The sequence below is a fragment of the Candidatus Limnocylindrales bacterium genome, assembly GCA_035559535.1.
In the GTDB taxonomy this organism is placed as follows: domain Bacteria; phylum Moduliflexota; class Moduliflexia; order Moduliflexales; family JAUQPW01; genus JAUQPW01.
This window is the reverse complement of sequence record DATMBG010000051.1, coordinates 354786-373563: the sequence shown is the minus strand read 5'-3', so window position 1 is coordinate 373563 and position 18778 is coordinate 354786. Positions and strand designations below refer to the sequence as shown.

17 protein-coding genes and 1 tRNA gene are annotated in these 18778 nt (G+C 45.2%); 7 read left to right on the top strand and 11 right to left on the bottom strand.

Annotation, left to right across the window (positions count from 1 at the left end; translation table 11 throughout):
* Positions 1-150 precede the first annotated feature (150 nt).
* On the bottom strand, positions 151-1887 hold the full coding sequence (locus VNM22_20120) for an ATP-dependent DNA ligase (protein ID HWP49475.1): 1737 nt from the start codon (positions 1885-1887) through the stop codon (positions 151-153).
* 704 nt (positions 1888-2591) lie between these two features.
* On the bottom strand, positions 2592-2939 hold the full coding sequence (locus VNM22_20115; GenBank protein HWP49474.1) for a DUF488 domain-containing protein: 348 nt from the start codon (positions 2937-2939) through the stop codon (positions 2592-2594).
* A 507-nt stretch (positions 2940-3446) separates the two neighbouring features.
* Here VNM22_20115 and VNM22_20110 point away from each other — a divergent pair.
* Both VNM22_20110 and VNM22_20105 read left to right on the top strand, forming a co-directional pair.
* Positions 3447-4043, top strand: a complete 597-nt coding sequence (locus tag VNM22_20110; protein HWP49473.1) for a sigma-70 family RNA polymerase sigma factor — start codon at positions 3447-3449, stop codon at positions 4041-4043.
* A gap of 5 nt (positions 4044-4048) precedes the next feature.
* Complete coding sequence (locus tag VNM22_20105) at positions 4049-4339, top strand: hypothetical protein (GenBank protein HWP49472.1); 291 nt, start codon at positions 4049-4051, stop codon at positions 4337-4339.
* 177 nt (positions 4340-4516) lie between these two features.
* Here VNM22_20105 and VNM22_20100 read toward each other — a convergent pair whose 3' ends face one another.
* The 4 genes from VNM22_20100 to grxC form a co-directional block, all read right to left on the bottom strand.
* Positions 4517-5620 (bottom strand): iron-containing alcohol dehydrogenase family protein, encoded by a 1104-nt coding sequence (locus tag VNM22_20100; GenBank protein ID HWP49471.1) that lies wholly within the window; start codon positions 5618-5620, stop codon positions 4517-4519.
* Positions 5621-5672: 52 nt separating this feature from the next.
* Positions 5673-6110, bottom strand: coding sequence for a hypothetical protein (locus tag VNM22_20095; GenBank protein HWP49470.1), 438 nt, complete (start codon positions 6108-6110; stop codon positions 5673-5675).
* A 185-nt stretch (positions 6111-6295) separates the two neighbouring features.
* Positions 6296-7036 (bottom strand): dienelactone hydrolase family protein, encoded by a 741-nt coding sequence (locus tag VNM22_20090; protein ID HWP49469.1) that lies wholly within the window; start codon positions 7034-7036, stop codon positions 6296-6298.
* A gap of 73 nt (positions 7037-7109) precedes the next feature.
* Positions 7110-7364, bottom strand: a complete 255-nt coding sequence (gene grxC / locus VNM22_20085) for a glutaredoxin 3 (GenBank protein ID HWP49468.1) — start codon at positions 7362-7364, stop codon at positions 7110-7112.
* 535 nt (positions 7365-7899) lie between these two features.
* On the opposite strand from grxC, the gene VNM22_20080 reads away from it, so the two are divergent.
* A complete protein-coding gene (locus VNM22_20080) occupies positions 7900-8430 on the top strand; it encodes an SRPBCC family protein (GenBank protein ID HWP49467.1) in 531 nt (176 codons plus the stop codon).
* A 551-nt stretch (positions 8431-8981) separates the two neighbouring features.
* On the opposite strand, the gene VNM22_20075 is transcribed toward VNM22_20080, so the two are convergent.
* Complete coding sequence (locus VNM22_20075; protein HWP49466.1) at positions 8982-9146, bottom strand: hypothetical protein; 165 nt, start codon at positions 9144-9146, stop codon at positions 8982-8984.
* Positions 9147-9176: 30 nt separating this feature from the next.
* Between VNM22_20075 and VNM22_20070 the strand changes: the two genes are divergently transcribed.
* Together VNM22_20070 and VNM22_20065 are read left to right on the top strand one after the other, a co-directional pair.
* Positions 9177-10883, top strand: coding sequence for a methanol/ethanol family PQQ-dependent dehydrogenase (locus tag VNM22_20070; GenBank protein ID HWP49465.1), 1707 nt, complete (start codon positions 9177-9179; stop codon positions 10881-10883).
* Positions 10884-11027: 144 nt separating this feature from the next.
* The gene (locus VNM22_20065) at positions 11028-11690 is read left to right on the top strand and encodes a c-type cytochrome (GenBank protein ID HWP49464.1); all 663 of its coding nucleotides are present in this window, start codon (positions 11028-11030) and stop codon (positions 11688-11690) included.
* An 807-nt stretch (positions 11691-12497) separates the two neighbouring features.
* Here VNM22_20065 and VNM22_20060 read toward each other — a convergent pair.
* A complete protein-coding gene (locus VNM22_20060) occupies positions 12498-12923 on the bottom strand; it encodes a hypothetical protein (protein HWP49463.1) in 426 nt (141 codons plus the stop codon).
* 153 nt (positions 12924-13076) lie between these two features.
* Positions 13077-13682 carry a helix-turn-helix domain-containing protein gene (locus VNM22_20055; protein HWP49462.1) on the bottom strand — a complete coding sequence of 202 codons (606 nt, stop codon included), beginning with the start codon at positions 13680-13682 and terminating at the stop codon, positions 13077-13079.
* Between the two features lie 268 nt (positions 13683-13950).
* Between VNM22_20055 and VNM22_20050 the strand changes: the two genes are divergently transcribed.
* A tRNA-Glu gene (locus tag VNM22_20050) sits at positions 13951-14023 on the top strand.
* Positions 14024-14103: 80 nt separating this feature from the next.
* Here VNM22_20050 and VNM22_20045 read toward each other — a convergent pair.
* Positions 14104-16041, bottom strand: coding sequence for a TRAP transporter permease (locus VNM22_20045; protein HWP49461.1), 1938 nt, complete (start codon positions 16039-16041; stop codon positions 14104-14106).
* Entirely contained in the window at positions 16038-16997 is a 960-nt protein-coding gene (locus VNM22_20040; protein ID HWP49460.1) for a TAXI family TRAP transporter solute-binding subunit, read from the bottom strand. Before VNM22_20040 ends, VNM22_20045 begins: the two co-directional genes overlap by 4 nt.
* A gap of 694 nt (positions 16998-17691) precedes the next feature.
* Here VNM22_20040 and VNM22_20035 point away from each other — a divergent pair.
* Positions 17692-18738 carry an ABC transporter substrate binding protein gene (locus VNM22_20035; protein HWP49459.1) on the top strand — a complete coding sequence of 349 codons (1047 nt, stop codon included), beginning with the start codon at positions 17692-17694 and terminating at the stop codon, positions 18736-18738.
* Positions 18739-18778: the final 40 nt, after the last annotated feature.

Genomic DNA, 18778 nt, shown 5'->3' with positions numbered 1-18778 from the left:
GGGGTATTGATGGACCTTCTAAGGCCGCTAAGTTATCCGGTCTTAATCGAACTGCCTTGCTGACCAGAGTGAAAAACCGGGTATCGAGAAGGCCAATATCCTGGAATTATCAGCGAGGATAGGGACCTTGCTTTGAGATGAAGGTCTATTTCATCTTTTGTGACCCAGGTACATTTCGTAAATTTCTTGAACTGTAGTGGCCTGTTCGGGAGTTTTATCATCCCGCCATCTCAAAAACCGTGGAAAGCGTAGAGCAAGTCCTCCTTTTTTTAACTTTTCCTTGGCCACAGTGTGGACAGGACTTATCGTCAGTTCAGCACCGGTAACTTCCATCACCAAGGCCGGTTCAAACCATACGTCTGCTTCCATCCCAGTTTCTACCAGGCGATATTTCCCAGGGAGTTGATACCTTGCAAACATCTGAGGTAACGCAGCTAAATCCCGATCTGTAAATCCAGCCCCTACTTTAGTAAAGGAATAGTATTTATTGGTTTCAGGATCAAACGCAGCCACGAGTAGGGAACCGTAGGTTCCCGCCCTCCGCCCGGTACCGTAGATGCCCCCCACAACGACCAAATCAAAGGTATCGGCCAGTTCCCTCTTATACTCCTTTTTGAACTTGATCCACTTCCATCCCCGGATTCCGGCTTCGTAAAAGCTTGTGGCATCTTTAAGCACGACCCCTTCTCCCCCTTGCTCTATGGCTTCTGCAAAGAAATTCTCCATATCTTCGACCTCTTCGGTAAGGATATACTCGGCAAGTGCCAGACCGTTTTTGTTGGAAAAATGTCGCGCCAGCATCTCTTTTCGCTGGGATAAAGGGGTTTTTAAAAGAGATTTCCCATTGAAGTAGAGCATATCGAAGAGAAAATACTTCACCGGAACCTTTTCCACATATTCTTCAACCTTATGTTTCCTGCGCCGGGTCATTAAGACTTGAAAGTTCTGTAACTTGCCGCTTTGGGGATCAATGGAAACTACTTCTCCTTCGATAATGGCTTCTTTTCCTGGAAAGGCCTGTTGGATGGCTGCTATGATATCCGGAAATTGATGGGTAATCTTTTCATGGCGCCTCGAATACAGGGTCATATCTCCCTGTCTGGGAATATGGACTTGAACACGCTCCCCATCATATTTATATTCCACAAACACCTTACCTGGAATGTGTTTCTTAACCTCTTCTAAATCCTCGACTCGCTGGGCAAGCATCATACGAATCGGGATACCAACGACCGGTTGTACCTCTTGAAGGGCTTCCACACCCTTCTGGACTGCTTGATAGGCAACTTCTCCCAAATCTGAAAGTACATTAAAGGCATTCTCTAAAATAGCCTTCTTCTCTTTGGTACCGGTTAAGGCCTTGGATAATCCATACAAGAAGGTCATCTCAGCAACTCCGAGGCGCAGTGTGCCTAAAACGATTCGAACCACATATCTCGCTTCTCGAGGAGAGCATCTGGAAAGCAAAGTGGCTAAGGTTTGAATTTTTGCTTTTTGGGAGGCTTCTCCTGAAGTCCGTGCAATGATTTGAAGTTCATTAAACACTTCTTGAATGGAAAGTCCGGCACTGTTCCTTTCCGGAGCTACGCTGGCTGCAACATCTCCAAGATCCCCGATTTTTTGGAAGTGGCCCTCGACTTCTTTAAGGGATATTCCCCAGGCCTGGCTGAGGGCTCGCATAACCAGCTTCTCTGCAAGACCCAATTTCAAACCTTCATAGTCCGGTGCAACCTTCCCCCTCAAAAGATAGGCCGTAATTCGGGCTTCTTCGGGGGAAATCTCTGAAAAGAAATCGGATAAAATATCTATCATCTTGAGGTTGGAAGAGACTGCCTCCAGTTGTTCAAAGACCGTTGCAAGTTTTTCAAATTTTGTTGCTTGTTTCATAATCATCTTTATTCGGGTTCTAACTATCCTGATAATAATTTATATCTGCTTTTTTGATTTAGGAAGTAGGGGTGCACGGCCGTGCACCCCTACACAGAACTTTTTTCTCCCCTCCATTTCCTTCAAGTTCCCCCCGACCCTTAAAAAGGGTATCGTGTCAAAATATTGACAGGCCGTTATCAGCTTCGTGCGAAGCTAATACTTTGTAAAGTTAAATTTGAATAACCGTCCTGCTCTCACTCCAGGCCCCTCTCTCCCTCCCCTCCCCCCTTCCATCCCCCCATGGACGGGGGGAATCGAGGGGAGGGAGAGAGGGTATTTAGGAAGTTGACCTGGAGATCTTCTCGCTTCCCTCTCCGCCCCCACCCCTTCCCTCCCCGTCCACGGGGAGGATAAGGGAGGGGGAGAAGGACCTGGGGTGAGGGGGGAAGAGACTAACCCAGAATTAACTTTACAAGGTACTAAAAGGAATTTGACTTTTCCCTGCTTCACAGGAAAGGAGATTTTAAAACGAAGATCCTTCCCCTGTAAAACCGAAGAAGAGGCAATTTAATCAGAAGGGTATCTGGGTTTGGCATGGTTTTCGTAAGAGAGGTAGCGGGATCATAAGCATAGAAGCCGATCATGAAACGTATCTTATCTCCTCTGGCTTAATTAAGGAGATATCATTATTATCTTAAAATCGGTCATCTCTTTTAACCTGGCTACTCTTTACTTTTTAAATAGGCTTCTAAGGCTACGGCGCTGTTATGTTCTGTATCGCGTGCACTATACAGAAGGGTTACATTCCCTTCACGGGCTGCTGCCAGGATAGGTTGCCAGGCCTCAGGTTTGCTGTCTAATTCGGCAAAGTAGCGGTGTTTAAATTCTTCCCATTTTCCCGGGTCATGCCCATACCAACGCCGTAGGTCATCACTTGGAGCCACTTCTTTCAACCAACCGTCCATCTGCAGAGTTTCTTTTTTTATACCTCTGGGCCATAACCGCTCTACCAGGAAACGCTTACCATCCCTGGGTTCTGGGGGTTCATAAATACGCTTGGTCTGAATCATGAAAGTACCTCTTCTTGACGAAGTAAGGACCCAGGGTAGCAGGTCCTTTATTCTCATCGTATCAACCTTCAAAGCTAATTTGGCATTTTTTACCGGTAAAGTCAACTAACGGGAATTCATGGCTACTGCGGGGCGAATACCTGGATGTTAAGATAAATTCGATAAATGCTGGGATATCTTCAGGGGGTACACCGGCCTGCCGGCAGGCCGGTTATTTTGTACCCATCGTACCTAAGCAGGGATTATAGCCCATTATAGACTCGATTGTTCGTCGTTCCTTCTGCAGGGTTCTTACAGGAATTTTTGTTTGACCCGCAAAGTAGCCGGAGACCTCACGGTGGGTTTTTCTTGACCGTTTGTAAAGATTATTTTTGTCCGTATCTTTAAAAATGAATAAGCTCTACGCTTCATAAAAAACTTGACGATTTTATTTAAAAACGATACAGTATGATCATTCTGAAACGAGGTATTCCCGGGGCCTTTAACTTCAGGTAGAAAAAATAATAAATGGATTGTGAACAGCCTATAGACCAACATCAAACGACTCAGCCGGAAGTTTGGGTCGATCAACATGGGGATTATTTGTTCAGGTATGCTTTACTTCGACTCCAAAACGCTGAACTCGCCCAGGATCTGGTTCAGGATACTTTCCTAGCGGCACTTCATGCCCGTCACAGCTTTACGGGTCAATCTTCTGAGAGGACGTGGCTTGTAGGGATTTTGAAGCACAAGATTATCGACTATCTTCGTCGAAGTTGGCGGGAATGTCCTGTGGATGAGATCGATTCCTCTTTAAATTCCATAGAGGAATTCTTCCATAAGACAGGGCATATGAGAGATATCTCCCACGGCTGGACGGCTGATCCCGGTGCAATTCTTAAACAAAGAGAATTTCAAAGAATTTTAGAGCAGTGTTTAGCCGAACTTCCTTCCCATACGGCAACGGCCTTTTCGCTTCGCGAAATAGATGGGCTACCGGCTGAGGAGATTTGTAAGATTTTAGAGGTTTCCTCGGGTAATTTGTATGTCCTGTTATATCGTGCCCGTACCCATCTCAGACATTGTTTAGAAATACACTGGTTTGCCAAGACCAGAAAGGATTAAAGCTGATGACGTGTAAAGAAGTCACCCGATTGATATCCGAGTCTTTAGATAAGAAGTTACCTTTCTATCAACGCCTCTCCCTCCATGCACATTTTCGCCTCTGCATTTTCTGTAAGCGCTATGCGCGGCAACTCTTATTTATAAGAGAAACCTTAAGGAGCCTTTCCCAGAGAATAGAAGATCCAGTTTTTCCTCTTCCTTCTCTTTCCGAGGAGGCCCGTGAAACCATGAAACGTCGAATACGTGAGCAGGTCCTGCATTCAGACCAGGGAACAGAGCCCTCCAGGGAAACCTAGAAGAGTAAATTGCTTCCGTGCCTCACCTTTTCCGATACGGGAATAGGTCCCCACTCTCCCCTTCCCTGTGAGGGAAGGGAAGTCGGAGGGATTAGGTCCAAAAAATACCCTTGAGAGGAGGGGGAAGGGGGGGCGTAAGGCAGACGGTCGCATTCCCGGTTAAGCCTTACCCTGGTGCTATGGGGAAGGAGAGTCAAGTAAAGCTTTTCCCCAGGTATCCAGGGTTAACAGAGCTTCTTGAAGGTCCTTCACATGAACCGGGAAGGGTAAGTTGTGGATACTGCTTCCTTCTTTACAGGTAGCCTCCAACCCCAATTTCAGACGCTCCAGACTGACGTTTCCTAAGCCGATTTGACCGAGGGTTAGAGGCAGCTCCAGGCGAGAGAAGAATTCCATCAGGGGTTTTACCTCCTGCTCCCGTTTCTCCAGGAGGAGTTGAACCAGAATACCCAAACCTACGATTTCTCCATGAAAGGCCTGTCGGGTTTCCTCTAAAACCCCCAATCCATAGTATAAAGCGTGGGCTCCCGCCACCCGCATTTTAGACCCTAAACCGCTAATGATACCGGTTAAAAGAATCGTAACTTCGATCATCTCCTCCACAACCGGAGTACAGAGGCCTTTTTTAACATCCTGAAAGGATTCTACCCCTTTATCCAGGATAAGATTCCTGGCCCTTTCGGAAAGTTCCAGGGATATCCGGGAAGGGATATCCTTTTGTATTTTTCCAAAAACGACCCGTCCTTCGTACCATTTTGCAAGGGCATCTGCAAGTCCGGCTGCGAAAAGTCGAGGCGGAGCCTTTGCAATGATCTCGGGATCCACCAGCGTGAGGTCGGCACCATTTCCATTATGAACACGCTTGCGAATGTGGTTTTCATAGAGAACTGCCGAAGCAGATGCTGCAGAGCAGGTGGCGGAGCTGGTGGGAATAGTCACGAAAGGGAGCTGGATGCTGGCCCGAACCAAACGACACGTATCCAGGCTTTTACCGCCCCCGGTTCCCACCAGGATATCCCATTGTCCCTTGGAGAGGAGGATAGTGAGGCGATCAACTTCTGCCTGGTCACACTCTCCCCCAAACCGTTCAAAGTGGGGATCCAGCCCTGCTTCTCGACAACTACGGGTTAGAGGGGTACGGATTTTTGAAAAAACGATATCATCTCCTACAACGAATGGACGTTTTCCTAAGGGAGAAAGGTAGGATCCGGCTTCTTCCAAAAGGTTTTTTCTTTGAATATATCTTTGCGGAGAAAGAAAAATATCAATCCCGTTGTTCATATAGAATAAAAATAACCCGGTGCGCCTGCTTCTACGATCTGTTGTTTATCCTTCATCGAGGTTTTTTGCGTGTCAGATTCGTTCCGGGGTTATAAGTCGGTTGCTCTTGAAACTTCCATTCTCTGCCTACTTTAATCAAGGTGATGGAGTCAGAGACTTCCTTTTCCAGGGAATTTTGCCTTAATTTTAACTTAACCGAAACTCCTGCTCTAAGCGGATTGTTATACCATTTGATCCTGGTGAGTTTATAACTATCCAGTTGGATTTTTTCTTTACTATATGCAGCCAGGGTGTCCGTCTTATTTGAGCCGGAAGTATCGGCAAATACCTCAACCATAGCATTCCAAAGGTTAAATTTCCAGTTTTCATAGTAAGACTTAACAACCTGGATAACCGCTTCTTCTTCTTCCGCATGGGGAGATTGGGCGTAACCCACCGCTATAATTCCGAGCACAAGGCTTAATCCACAGATTGTTCCTTTGAAATTCATAACTACCCCTTTACGCGACCCCTGTTGTTACCGGCATGATTCGGGGTCCTCAAACAAGGACGTTTAAGCCACTACTTGGGTTGAGTAAACAATAACCATCCTGGGAGCTACAAATCCCGAATGGGTGGGATGATAAGCAGATAGGGCGAATCCGAGATTCGCCCGTAAGTACGGTTAAATTAATATTAAGATTTGCGTAATTCCCTATCGAACATGGCTTTTACTTCTTCCCAGGCAGCCTGTGCAGAGGGTGCATGATAGCTGGCTCGCTGATCACAGAAAAAGCCATGCCCGGCATCATAACGCAGAACCTTATGGCGGATGTTGTGCTTCTTGAGTTCATTTTCAATCTTATCGACTTGATCCAGGGGGATGCTGGTATCTTGAGTTCCAAACAAACAGAGAATAAACCCCTTAATATCTTTCGTTCGGTCTACAATGGGGGGTCTCCCACCGGGGGTTGGCGGGGCAGCAATACCGCCTCCATAAAAAGAAGCCGTTGCCTTAATATCTGGCAGTGTAGCAGCCAGATAGGCTACATATCCCCCAAAACAGAATCCTATACAACCGATACGATCTCCTCGAACGTCTTTTCGAGATTTCAAGTAATCAATACCTGCTTTAATATCTGCGAGTAATCCCTCGGTCGTTGTCTGCTTAGCCTGGGCAAACCCTTTTTCAATATCTTCCTGGGTGTAACCCAACTCCATACCCGGAGCGGTACGATGGTAATAATCGATAGCCAGGGCTACATATCCTTCTCGGGCGACCCGTTGGGTTACATCTCGGATGTGGGAATTAACTCCGAAAATTTCCATAAATACCAGAATACCCGGGTAAGGTCCCCCGGTGGTTGGACGGGCGAGAAATCCACCCATGGGAGACCCGTCCACCTGCATGGTTACACGCTCGGTTGTGATTTCCATAGTCTAAAACCCAAAACGTAAAACATAAAACGTGAAGCCAATGGCTTTTCACCCTTTACGCTTTACGTTTTCTCTAAGAGAATAAGAGCTTATCTAATTCACCTCGCTCATTCAGCCTGTACAGGTCATCATAGCCCCCCACATGATACGTTCCAACGAAGATCTGAGGGACCGTTTGGCGCCTGGATATGCGAATCATTTCCTCTCGAGCCTGGTCATCGTATTCAACATCGATTTCCTTGAAAGGAATACCTTTACTTGTAAGCAAAGCCTTTGCTTTCGTGCAGTAGGGGCAGTAGGATTTGGTGTAAATAACCACTTCTTTCATGAACTCGAAACCTCCTTTTGAGCATATTTTTGAGTCTACTTATATTTAGGGCTTCACCGCGGAAAATACCAATAGATATTTTTAAATAATTTCCCTACCTGAAGGAAAAACTTACAATTACCTTGACAAATTTTCTCATGTTTTATACTTGTAGAGAGGGTTTTAGAAATTGAAATTTGGATAAAAAATAGCTAAAAAATAGAGAAAATTAATCTCAACCCACATGCTTTTCCTCTGGATGGTCAGGAGGAATTGAACCTTTCAGGATTTGAAGAAGTTAGAAACTTTTTAAAGGTATTTACATCTACCTTTACAGTAGAAGGTATCTCCATGGTAGAGGGTTGATTTGATGAAGATAAGGTTTTTTCTTCCGACATTTCAGTTTTCATCCCCTACCATTAAAAAAATCGTTGAGGAAAGGAGGTGAGAGAGGATAAAAAACTTGTTTTAGCTGTTTTTCTTCATTCAGGATACAGGGTGTCTACCTACCTAAGGATCGGAATTATTCACTTTATCATTTAAAAGGAGGATATCGATGAAAAAAATTTTATATCTGGTATTGGCCATTTTGATTGCTTTTCCAACCCTGGGCTTTGCACGAGAAAAGAAAGAGCGAAAGCGGGGGTTAAAACAGCTTGAAGTGGTGGAAACGGTAGAAGTTAATGCCCCACCGGCTGTAGTATGGGACAAAATCAAGGATTTTAACGGCTTGCCTGGGTGGCATCCGGCTTTTAAAAATAGCCGATTGGACGAGGCTAACAAATCTATTCGGATTCTGACCTTGCAGAGCGGAGGTCAAATCATAGAAAAGCAGATAAGTTACGACGAAAACAATATGAGCTATACCTACAGTATAGAGAAGGCCGACTACAGGGATGTGCCGGTAGCCAATTACACGGCCACTCTCCACGTCAGACCCGGTAGAGGAGGAGGTTCCATCGTGGAATGGAGAGGGGTCTTTAACCCGCCTCCTGGAATGAGTGCCAAGGAGTCCTTAAAGTTCGTAAAGAATGTCTATACTACGGGTTTACAAAACTTAAAGAAAATCCTTGAAGAGAGGAGATAAATCTGCTTTTAGCTATGAATGGATAGGTATTACCGATAGAAGAGATCTCATAACTTCTTAGTATTTATTATCCTGATAACCCTGAGCGCTAGCAAAAGATTGTGCCTTCGTAAAAGTAGAATCTTTGCTATCGCTCAGAGGGGTAGAAAAGATGGTCAGGATAAAACGCTCTCCCACGCCAGGTCTTCCTTTCTTAAACTACCTCGTTAATTAGCTTGACAATCTATCTTCGATTTTATATACGATCTAAGTGGACGATAAAAACTGTCTGGATTCCCGTTCTATACACGATTAAGAAGGTTAAAGCAAAATCCCCCAACCCTCTTTTCTTTAAAAAGAAGGGAATCAGAAAATCTGTTCTGTCGGTTTTCCTTCTGAGGGAGAAGGTTCAGGGTTGTAGCCTGGGAATTAGATCCCTGAATAAGAAGGAAGCCTTGATATCCCTCCTTTCAGAAAGAAGGTTAAGGGAGATTTTTATCTCTCTAGATGGCCGGCCTTCCAGATCGTGTTTCAGATACCAACTTTATAGTGTGGATGGTCCTGCGATCTCTTTATGCCGGTTTGCGTTTTATAAGGCCATTGGTCCTTGCGAGGAGCCAGGTAAGCCGAAACCCGGCGTGAAGCAAAGAGGATAAAGCAATCCCCCGATAGAGAGATTGCCTCACCTCAACGGCCTGATGGTCGTTCAATTGCAAATCGGTATAGCGTCTTGCCATCTACAGTAAATCAAGGAAAGGATCTCAGGTATGATAGGATTGAAAAAGAGTGTCTTAGGCCTCTTGGCAGGTAGTTTGGGAGTTATCGGTCTCCTGATTTTCTGTGTCGCTGTTCCAGGCTATGGTCAGAATGTGGTTAATGATCGCATGTTGCTCAATGCAGACAAAGATCCTAACAATTGGCTTTTGTATGGTCGTGATTATGCCAGTACCCGGCATAGTCCACTTAATCAAATCAATATCAACAATGTTAAAAAACTGGTTCCCAAATGGGTTTTTCAATTCGGTTACCTGGATGGGCAGGACAGTGAAGCCATTGTTAATAATGGAGTTCTCTACATTACTTCTTCCTGGAACCATGTGTTTGCCCTGGATGCCAGGACCGGAAATATGATTTGGCGATACGATCACCCTTTACCCGAAGATCTGGGCAAGCACCTTTGCTGTGATGTGGTCAACCGGGGGGTAGCTCCTTACCGGGATAAAGTCTATTTTGCCACCCTGGACGAGCATCTGGTGGCTCTGGATGCCAAGACGGGCAAGGTGGTATGGGACAAAGTCCTGGGAGATTATACCTATGGAGAAAGCTTTACCTTAATGCCCATGGCTTTAAGGGGAAAAATTATCGTGGGAACCTCTGGGGCGGAATATGGAATTCGAGGGTGGATTGCTGCCGTTGATGCCGACACCGGGGAGTTAGTATGGAAGACTTATACTATTCCAGGACCCGGCGAGCCGGGCAACGATACCTGGAAGGGAGAATCCTGGAAATACGGAGGTGGCTCTGCCTGGATTACAGGATCCTATGATCCCGATTTGAATATTCTCTACTGGCCTGTGGGGAATCCGGGACCCGATATGGATCGACATATTCGTGAAGGGGACAACCTCTACACCAATTCGACTTTGGCTTTGGATCCGGATACCGGAAAAATAAAATTTTATTTTCAGTATACCCCCAACGATCCCTATGATTTCGATGGGGTTAATGAAGTCATTCTGGCCGATGTAGGAGGGAAAAAAGTTTGGTTGCATGCAGATCGAAATGGTTACTTCTATTCTATCGACCGAACCAATGGGAAGTTCATCTATGGCGTACCTCTTTCCGAAATAAACTGGGCGAAGGGTTTAGATCCCAGTGGTCGTCCCATTATGAACTGGCCCGAAAAGGATGTTCATTTTGATAAAGTCACCAGGAACATCTCTCCCTCTCTGGAAGGGGGTAAAGAATGGCACCCCATGGCCTATAATCCAAAGAAAGGGGTGGCTTACGTACCTACTTTTCAGCTCACCATGGATCTTCAAGCCATGAGACAGGAATGGAAAAGAGGGGAATTGTATTTGGCGGCAAAGGTGCTGGAATATCATCCCGGGTATGGCTCTCTGGTAGCCATTGAAGCGGCCACCGGGAAAACCAAATGGTCCTGGAATAATAAATCTCCCATGACCAGTGGGGTTCTTTCAACGGATGGCGGTCTGGTCTTCGCCGGAAATCCAGAGGGTGAATTTATGGCATTTAATGATGAGACGGGAGAGCTCTTGTGGAAATTCCAAACAGGTTCCGGAATTGTCGGTAATCCCACGACCTTCTCCGTGGACGGGAAACAGTATATCGCAGTCCCTTCAGGTCTCGGGGGTTGGATGGGCTGGGCTACCCTGGGGCAGGGGGGTGCACCCTGGTTAAAAACAGCTACGAAGGGAGGCGCCCTCTTCGTGTTCGGCCTCTTTGAGGAGTAGTCGGCCTTTGGGAAAAGGTAAGGGGTAAAATCCATCTTCCTATCGTTTCCAATTGCTTACTATCTACGTACTAAGGGGTAAAACGTAAACGTAGGGAAGGGACCATTTTCAATCCTACGTTTTACGTTTTACGTTTTACGTTTTATGGGAAAAAAACTCATCTATGCAGGTCTTCTCACGGTCCTGATTCTGGCTGCAGAAAGATCCCCGGCTGCCGATGAGGATCCCGGTAAACAGTTATTCATGGATACCTGCCAAACCTGCCATAGAATTAATGGAACTGGCGGTGATGTCGGTCCTGATCTTTCCAGTGTGGGGGCCAGACGGGATGCGGAATTTATACGACAATCTATCTTAGATCCCAATGCAGTCGTTACCGAGGGATATAAGCCGGATATCATGCCAAAAAATTTTAAAGAACTCTTCACTGAGGACCAATTGAACCAGCTTGTGACGTTTTTATCTCACTTAAAAGAACCTTCTAAGGAAGCTACAGCTACGTCCCAGGATACCAAAAATCCCTATACGGGAAACCCCCAAGCTATTGCCGAGGGGCAAGAAATTTTCCTGCGCCTTTGTGCTCACTGTCATGGAGGAAACGCCGAGGGCGGTACGTGTCCGGATCTGACCGATGACTACTGGATATTCGGTGGAACAGATAAGGTTGTTTACAGAACGATTGTGGTAGGTCGGAAAGGTACGAAAATGTCCGGATTCTGGGATTCGCTAAAAAGTGATGAGGTCTGGAAAGTTATTGCCTATATTCGATCTAAGTATAAGGGGAGTCCTGAAAAAATAGTCTGGTAAGGTATCCTTATCCGTTGAGAATTGTGAGGAAGGTGCTGTTTTTAAGTAACCTTTCACAATTCCCAACGCTACAAACCCTCTCATACAGAGATTGGTTGATTGGTTCTCCGCCCTCTGCAGGTTTTCTGACTTTTAAAATTTTCCTGCCTGAGATTAAACCCCTTCTTTCCTCTTTGGGTCTAATGAATTGGAAGTTGTGGGTAGGCTCTTTTTACCAGGTCTATAGAACATTTAAGGGTTCTTCTAACGATCGGTTATGTTGAAGAACCTGTGAAACCTTATTCGCATGGACAAAACGATTTTTTATCTCATGGTTGCTATCGTTGCGGCTTGTAAAATTGTAGAGTTGGTTCAATACTTGAGGTAAGGATTTGAAAGGCTCCTTGCTTATGTTACCGTGTATCCAGAAGGGAGATCGAAGGGTAGAATCTTAAAAATTTTCCTTCGATCTTCCATTCTAGAATGGGTATTCTTTTTATTAGAAAGCTCTTTACCAAGGGACATAAGGGGTGCAACCGGATAAAATCAAGATGAGACATATCAGCAAGAGTAAGTATGTAGTTCTCATTTTTTGTTTTCCTCCTTATCAGGGTTCCTTTCCTAACATATGTTAGGAAGACTTTTTTCTTTCAAACCCCGCCAATTAACTAACAAAAGTTAATTACAAGGGTAAAAAAAGGACCCTTAGTAAAACTAAGGGTTGGGGTAAAAAACTCAAGCTAATCGATTCGATCCTCGGAGTTAGAAATAAGCTCCGTATGAAGTAAGATTCTTATCTCTACTGCCTGCCGACATTGGATTTTCAGACTACAATACGCCGATGAGAAAGAGGATAAGAATCATGCATAAAACATAAGCAAAGATTGCTTTTTTCCTATCTCGCGAAGAGTACTTTCGCAGTAAATTCTTTCGGACACAGACCTCATAGTGATAAACAAACATCCAGATCCACAGAATGGTTCCTAAGCTATACTTAATGAGAAATCCAGGAAAGGACAGAAATTGGCCTGTCTTGGTTACAAAGAAATAGAGGTAGTGTCCATAATCCAGAGCCAGCGCAACCAGGGTAAAGAAGGTAAGGGCATCCTTTAAAGAGATCTTTTTATGGTATTTCAACTTGTAGTAGATCAGCCGACTAAAGATCCATGTGAAGTAGCAAATAGGAACTAACTGAAAGATACAAACCGATTGATACCTAATAAGCGCTGTATAGATACTCATGATCGGACTCATAATCTTTGCTCTTTTGAATTCTAGAATTTAAAGAAGCTCTTCCTGGAACTCAAAGAATTCCCATATCACCTCCTTTCTTTTAGGAATGAAAAAGGAATTAACACACGTTAAGAATTTGGTCAAGAAAAAAAATGATAAATTTTTGTTGAAAACTTATTCCATTTCCAGGACCTCTCCAAACAATCCTTTGAAAGGACTTTGATTTTCGTGGGTTTCGATATAGGTCATAGCGGCAATATAGTGGAGCATTTTGGTCTGAATATTCTTATCGATCCGTATGAGCCTCTGAACAATTTTATAAAGCAAATCTCGCCGATCAAAACGCATTCCCTCAAAAATGAGGCCGTCAAATGAACGATGGGTTCGTAAATACTCCAGTAATCGGTTTTTTTGTCCCTCATTCAGCTTTTGAATGGCTTCGATAATTTCTCGATCTATAGGGGGAAGTCTGGTGGTAGGGTCAGAGTCTGCATTATAATGGCGCCCTTCCTTCTGTTCACCTTCCAGAATGGCTGCTTCATCCATGTACTTCGTCGCCGATTTAGGGTCCCGATGAAAGTACGCATAATCCCGAAACCACTCCCGATCCACCTGGAGAGCATCGGCCAGGCTATAAAGGATTAGAATGTCTTTGGGAATCCGCATTCCATCCTCAATGTGTTTAATGTAGGCATCTGAAATTCCGGCCCTAATTGCTAAATCCTTTTTACTAAGGCCCAACTTTTTTCGTCTTGAAAGTAGAAATTCATGAAATTCCATCTTCTTACTCCCTGTTTATCTTTTGGACCTCATACCCCTCCATACCCCGGATTCCCAGCTTCCTCAACTTCACCCTACGGGGTATTGGTACTTGATTAACATTATTTCCTTTTACCAAAGAGATACCTTCTATAAACGTTTGTTCTATATAACAGATTCGCCCGCCCTGTCAAGAAAAAAGTTTTCTCCCTTTAGACCCACTTTCCAATTGACAACCTCAACAAATTTTTCTTATATTAAGAAAGCTAAAAGGTAACCCCACGAGCAGGGTCCCATCGTCTAGCGGCCTAGGACATCGGCCTCTCACGCCGAAAACACGGGTTCGATTCCCGTTGGGACCATTTTTGGGATAAAAAGAACGAAAGACCCGGCCCAGGAAGATAAAGAAGTTAATCGGGTCTCCCCGGCAGACCTTTACAGGTTAAGGGTTTCCTGTGTCTTTGGGCCTCCGGGTTTCTGCCCCCTCGGGTCTTAGGCGTTGAAGTCCATAAACTACGCCTAGTAAAATGAGTCCTGTCAGATCTGTCTTGATACCGGGTTTAATGAGTAAGAGGGCGGCAGCGATTAAAAAGCTTCTTTCCCAAAATGTCGTTTTTTTGAGAAACCACCCCTGTAATCCGGTTGCCAGGCAGAAAACTCCCAGCATAGCAGTCATCAAGGCCGTCAAGATTTCCTTCCAACTTCCAATCATCAGCAAGGTAGGACCGAAAACGAACATGTAGGGAACAATAAACCCGGTGGCACCGGCTTTCATCGCAGCAATTCCGGTCTTCCACAAATTGCTTCCACTGATCCCTGCAGCAGCATAAACCGCCATAGCCACAGGGGGCGTAATCGCGGAAAGGATGGCAAAATAAAAAACAAATAAGTGGGCTGCAATGGGCAGAACACCCAGTTTGATCAGAGCAGGAATCAAGAGGGCGGCCTGAACAATATAGGCCGGGGTGGTCGGCATACCCATTCCGAGGATAATTCCCGCCAACATCGTCAGAACCAGGGCAGGAATTAAAGAATCACTGGCTAAAGTGATTACCAGACTGGTAAACCGTAATCCCAAGCCCGTTAAGGAAATGACTCCGATAACAATTCCGGCGCAGGCGCAGGCAATTGCCACACTTAAAGTATTTTTAGCTCCTTCCTTCAAAGCCAATCCAATATCCCGCAGGCCAAAACGGGTTTCCTTTCGGATCCAGCTTACAAGGACCACGGCTACCGTAGCCCATAAAGCTGCATAAGGGGCTGTATATCCAGATATCATGAGATAAATAAGGAGAATAATCGGCAGGAAGAGGTGGCCTCGGGCGCGCAATACTTTTTTGAGGTTGGGGAGTTCCTCCTTAGAGAGACCTCGAAGATTGGTTTTGACCGCCTCATAGTGGATAGTCCAAAAAAGGGCCAGGTAGTATAGAAGGGCTGGAATGAGGGCATGTTTGGCAATGATAATGTAAGGAATCCCGGTAAACTCGGCCATAACAAAAGCAGCAGCCCCCATAACGGGCGGCATAATCTGACCTCCGGTGGAAGCTGTTGCTTCGATGGCAGCGGCAAAGTGAGGCTTAAATCCGGTTCGCTTCATGAGAGGAATGGTAAACCACCCATCCACCATCACATTGGCCACGGCGCTCCCGGAGATGGTTCCAAATAATCCGCTGGAAATGCACGAGATCTTGCCAGGGCCTCCCCGGCTGCTTCCCGTCAGAGCTGAGGCAACATCCATAAAGAGTTGCCCGGTCCCGGATTTTTCTAAAAAAGCTCCAAAGATCACAAAGAGGATCACATAAGAGGCTGAAACGGCCAGAGGGATACCAAAAATCCCCTCGGTGGTTAAATAAAGCTGATCTATAATCATTTCGAGGGAAAAACCGGAGTGTCTGAGTAAACCGGGAAGGTGATTGCCAATGACAGCATAAACCAGGAAAGTAAGGGCCGTTAAAGGTAACGCGGGACCTACCGTTCGCCGAGCACCCTCCAGAACCAGGACCAGGAGGGTAATTCCAAAAACATAATCCAGAGCTCGCAGGGGGTCTACATAGGCATAACGTTCCGTTACATAGGAATAATTTACAAACAGGTAACCTATACTGAACAGACTCAAAACTAAAGCCAGGAGATCTATAAGCCCGGGCCTGATTTCCTCAACCGGGACGGGTGCTGCTTCATCGATGACCTCCCTCAATGGCCGGGCTTTTTTGAAAGGATAGAACAGAAAGATCAGGGTCAGGGTAAAAGCCAGGTGAATTCCTCTATGAATAAGAGGTTCAGGGGTTCCTCGGGCGGCTGCGTAGATATGATAACCTGACATGGCAAGGGCCAGAAGCGTTACAACCTTAGGCAAATAAAAGACGATTTTTTTCATCATTTCACTCCTATCTCTTTAAAATATCTTAAAGCTCCAGGATGATAAGGAACCACACCCGAATCTATAGCCATCTCTTTAGGCGTGATCCCCTGAATATCCTTAACCACTTCGCTCAGGGTGGTCACATTTTCCACCAAAACCTTCGTCATCTGATAAACAAGATCCTCAGGAAGGTCGGAGGTTACAATAAGATGGGTAAAAGTTCCAAACGTTGTAACATCATAATCTATCCCAGGATAAGTTCCCTTTGGGATAATCCGCTTGACGTAGCCTGAGTTAATCGCTTGCAAGGCATTGAGTTTATCTTCTGTCAAGCTCAACAGGCGGATTTTACGATCGGTAGAAAGGTCTATAATGGAGGAGGCAGGCACGGTTGTGAGGGCCAAAAAGGCATGAAGATGTCCGTCTTTCATGAGATTCACAGCATCGGCGTAGGAAACATACTGGACTTTGGACATATCTCCATAGGAGAGTCCGTAAACTTGAAGCAGATGTCGCGCAAACTGTTCACCGGTATGACCTTTAATCCCAGGAGCGATGGCTTTTCCCTTTAAATCTGCCGGAGTCTGAATACCGGCATCCTCCAGAACCGTTACCTGAAAATATTGGGGATAGAGGAACAACAGATTCCGGACTTTTCCGGCCTTTTTGTTAAAAGGCTCTCTCCCTTCTATGGCATCCACGGCTGAGACGAAGTTACTCAGGGCTATTTGAACCTTTCCCTCTTCAACGGCCTTGATATTGGTGATACCACCCCCCGGAAGAACCGATACATTAACTCCGGGTAGGGCCTTCTGTAACAGTTCTGCTATGGCTCCGCCCAGAGGATACCAGGATCCCCCTTGAGGACCGGTCATCAGTTTGAGATCTCCGGCCAAAACCCCGGTCGGTAGAATGGAAAATCCGACTGCCTCTAAAAAAATAAAAAAAAGATATCCCATCATCTTGACTTTCATAATTTTTTATAGTTAGTGAGTATGGTACGAATCATCACTTCATTTTATAAAACGGTGTTTCGTACTATAACTCTTCTAACAACTTCAAGGAAAAAATATGCTGGAAAAAAGCTCCACAGTCGTATGGAAGCATCCTTAGCGGAAGACCGCTTTGGATTACAATTTGTTGGACACTCTTTCGTCTGGCTGAGAATGTTTTACATCTCCACAAATCGTAGAAGCCACAGGCTGCGGGTTCCTACAAAGGGTAGTATTCTAGATTTATAGGAATCTGTCAAGCAAATACCGGCCTGTGAGAGTCTCTTTATCTCATAGCGCCTGACCTTTTCCCTCTCGTCGGCAGGTTGAAACTCTTTCCTTAAGTCCTCTCAATTTATTTAATTGAACTTTGCAAAAGTTGGTTTAAAAGTATCTTGACAAGGCAAAAGTCTCAGATCATAATGGTTCCGGAAATAAAGGCGTTGAATAAGCCCTGACTGGGAGAGAATAAGCTTTATGATCGGGATTTTCATTACCTGAACAGGTTACCAATCCTGGATTCTCACCTGGCTTTTCCTTAAAGTTTCTGTTCAAACTATGGCCGGGTTATCCGGTTTTTAACCTGAACTTATCCACTGCCTTGATCTGATTGAAGGGTATCGAAGTGAGATATGGTGTTATTACTATTTGGCCCTAAAATCACAAGGAAAATGTTATGAGAACCTTAAAAATTTTCCTGATAGGGATAATTTTAGGCATTTCCCTTGTATTAAATGTTGTGGAAGCCGCCACAAAGAAAATCTTTCTTTTAGATAGCTATGATGCCACGTATGCCTGGAATATGTCGGAACAGGAAGGGGTTCAGACGGCTTTCAAAGATCAGAAGGACATCGAAATCAAAGTTCACTTTATGGATACGAAGCGGAATCCTTCTCCAGAATTTAAACAAGAGGCCGGTAAAAAAGCACTAGACGCCATAAAAGCCTATCAACCGGACCTCATTATCGCTCTGGATGATAATGCCTCGGAATATGTGATCCAGCAAATTAAAGACATCCCGGTTGTCGTTTGTGGCATCAATGAAGATCCTAAGAAATACCAATATGGAGAAAATGTGGCTGTTATTTTGGAAAGGCATCCCTTTGATCAGGTGATTAAGCTTTTAAAAGACCTGGTTCCTACGGCAAAAACCCTTGCCGTTATTACCGATGATACCAAAGAGACCTCGGGGGCTGCCGTGGAAAGGTTAAAAGGCCTGGCCCCTAAAATTAAGGAATCTACCGGGATAGACATTGTGGCTTACCATGAAATTGGAAGCTTTCAAGAGTTCCAAACCCTTGTCCAATCCTATCAACCGGGTCAGCCTCAGGCTGTAAGTGGTCTTTTAATCTATAACTTACATACCTTCAAGGATGAAAATGGTAAGGTGGTGCCCGTTAAACAAGTTGTTAAATGGTTTATTGAGCATAATCAACTTCCAGATCTGAACGTTTTCGACTGGGGTCCTCAATATGGCATGCTGGCCGCGGTGACCGTCTCTGGGCGCGTCCAGGGACTCGAAGCCGGTAAATATGCGCTTCGTATATTGGGGGGCGAGAAACCCAACACACTCCCCATTTTAGATCCTAAAACAGGAGATATCCTCCTGAACCTGGCGAAAGCCAAAAAACTGGGTATAGAAATTCCCATAGAGCTGCTTTCAGTGGCTAAGACCTTTGAGAGTATGGAAGCCCTGGATCCCAACTTCCTGGCAACTAAGTAATTAAAACGGGGGGGGGTAACAGATCGAAGAACCGGATCCG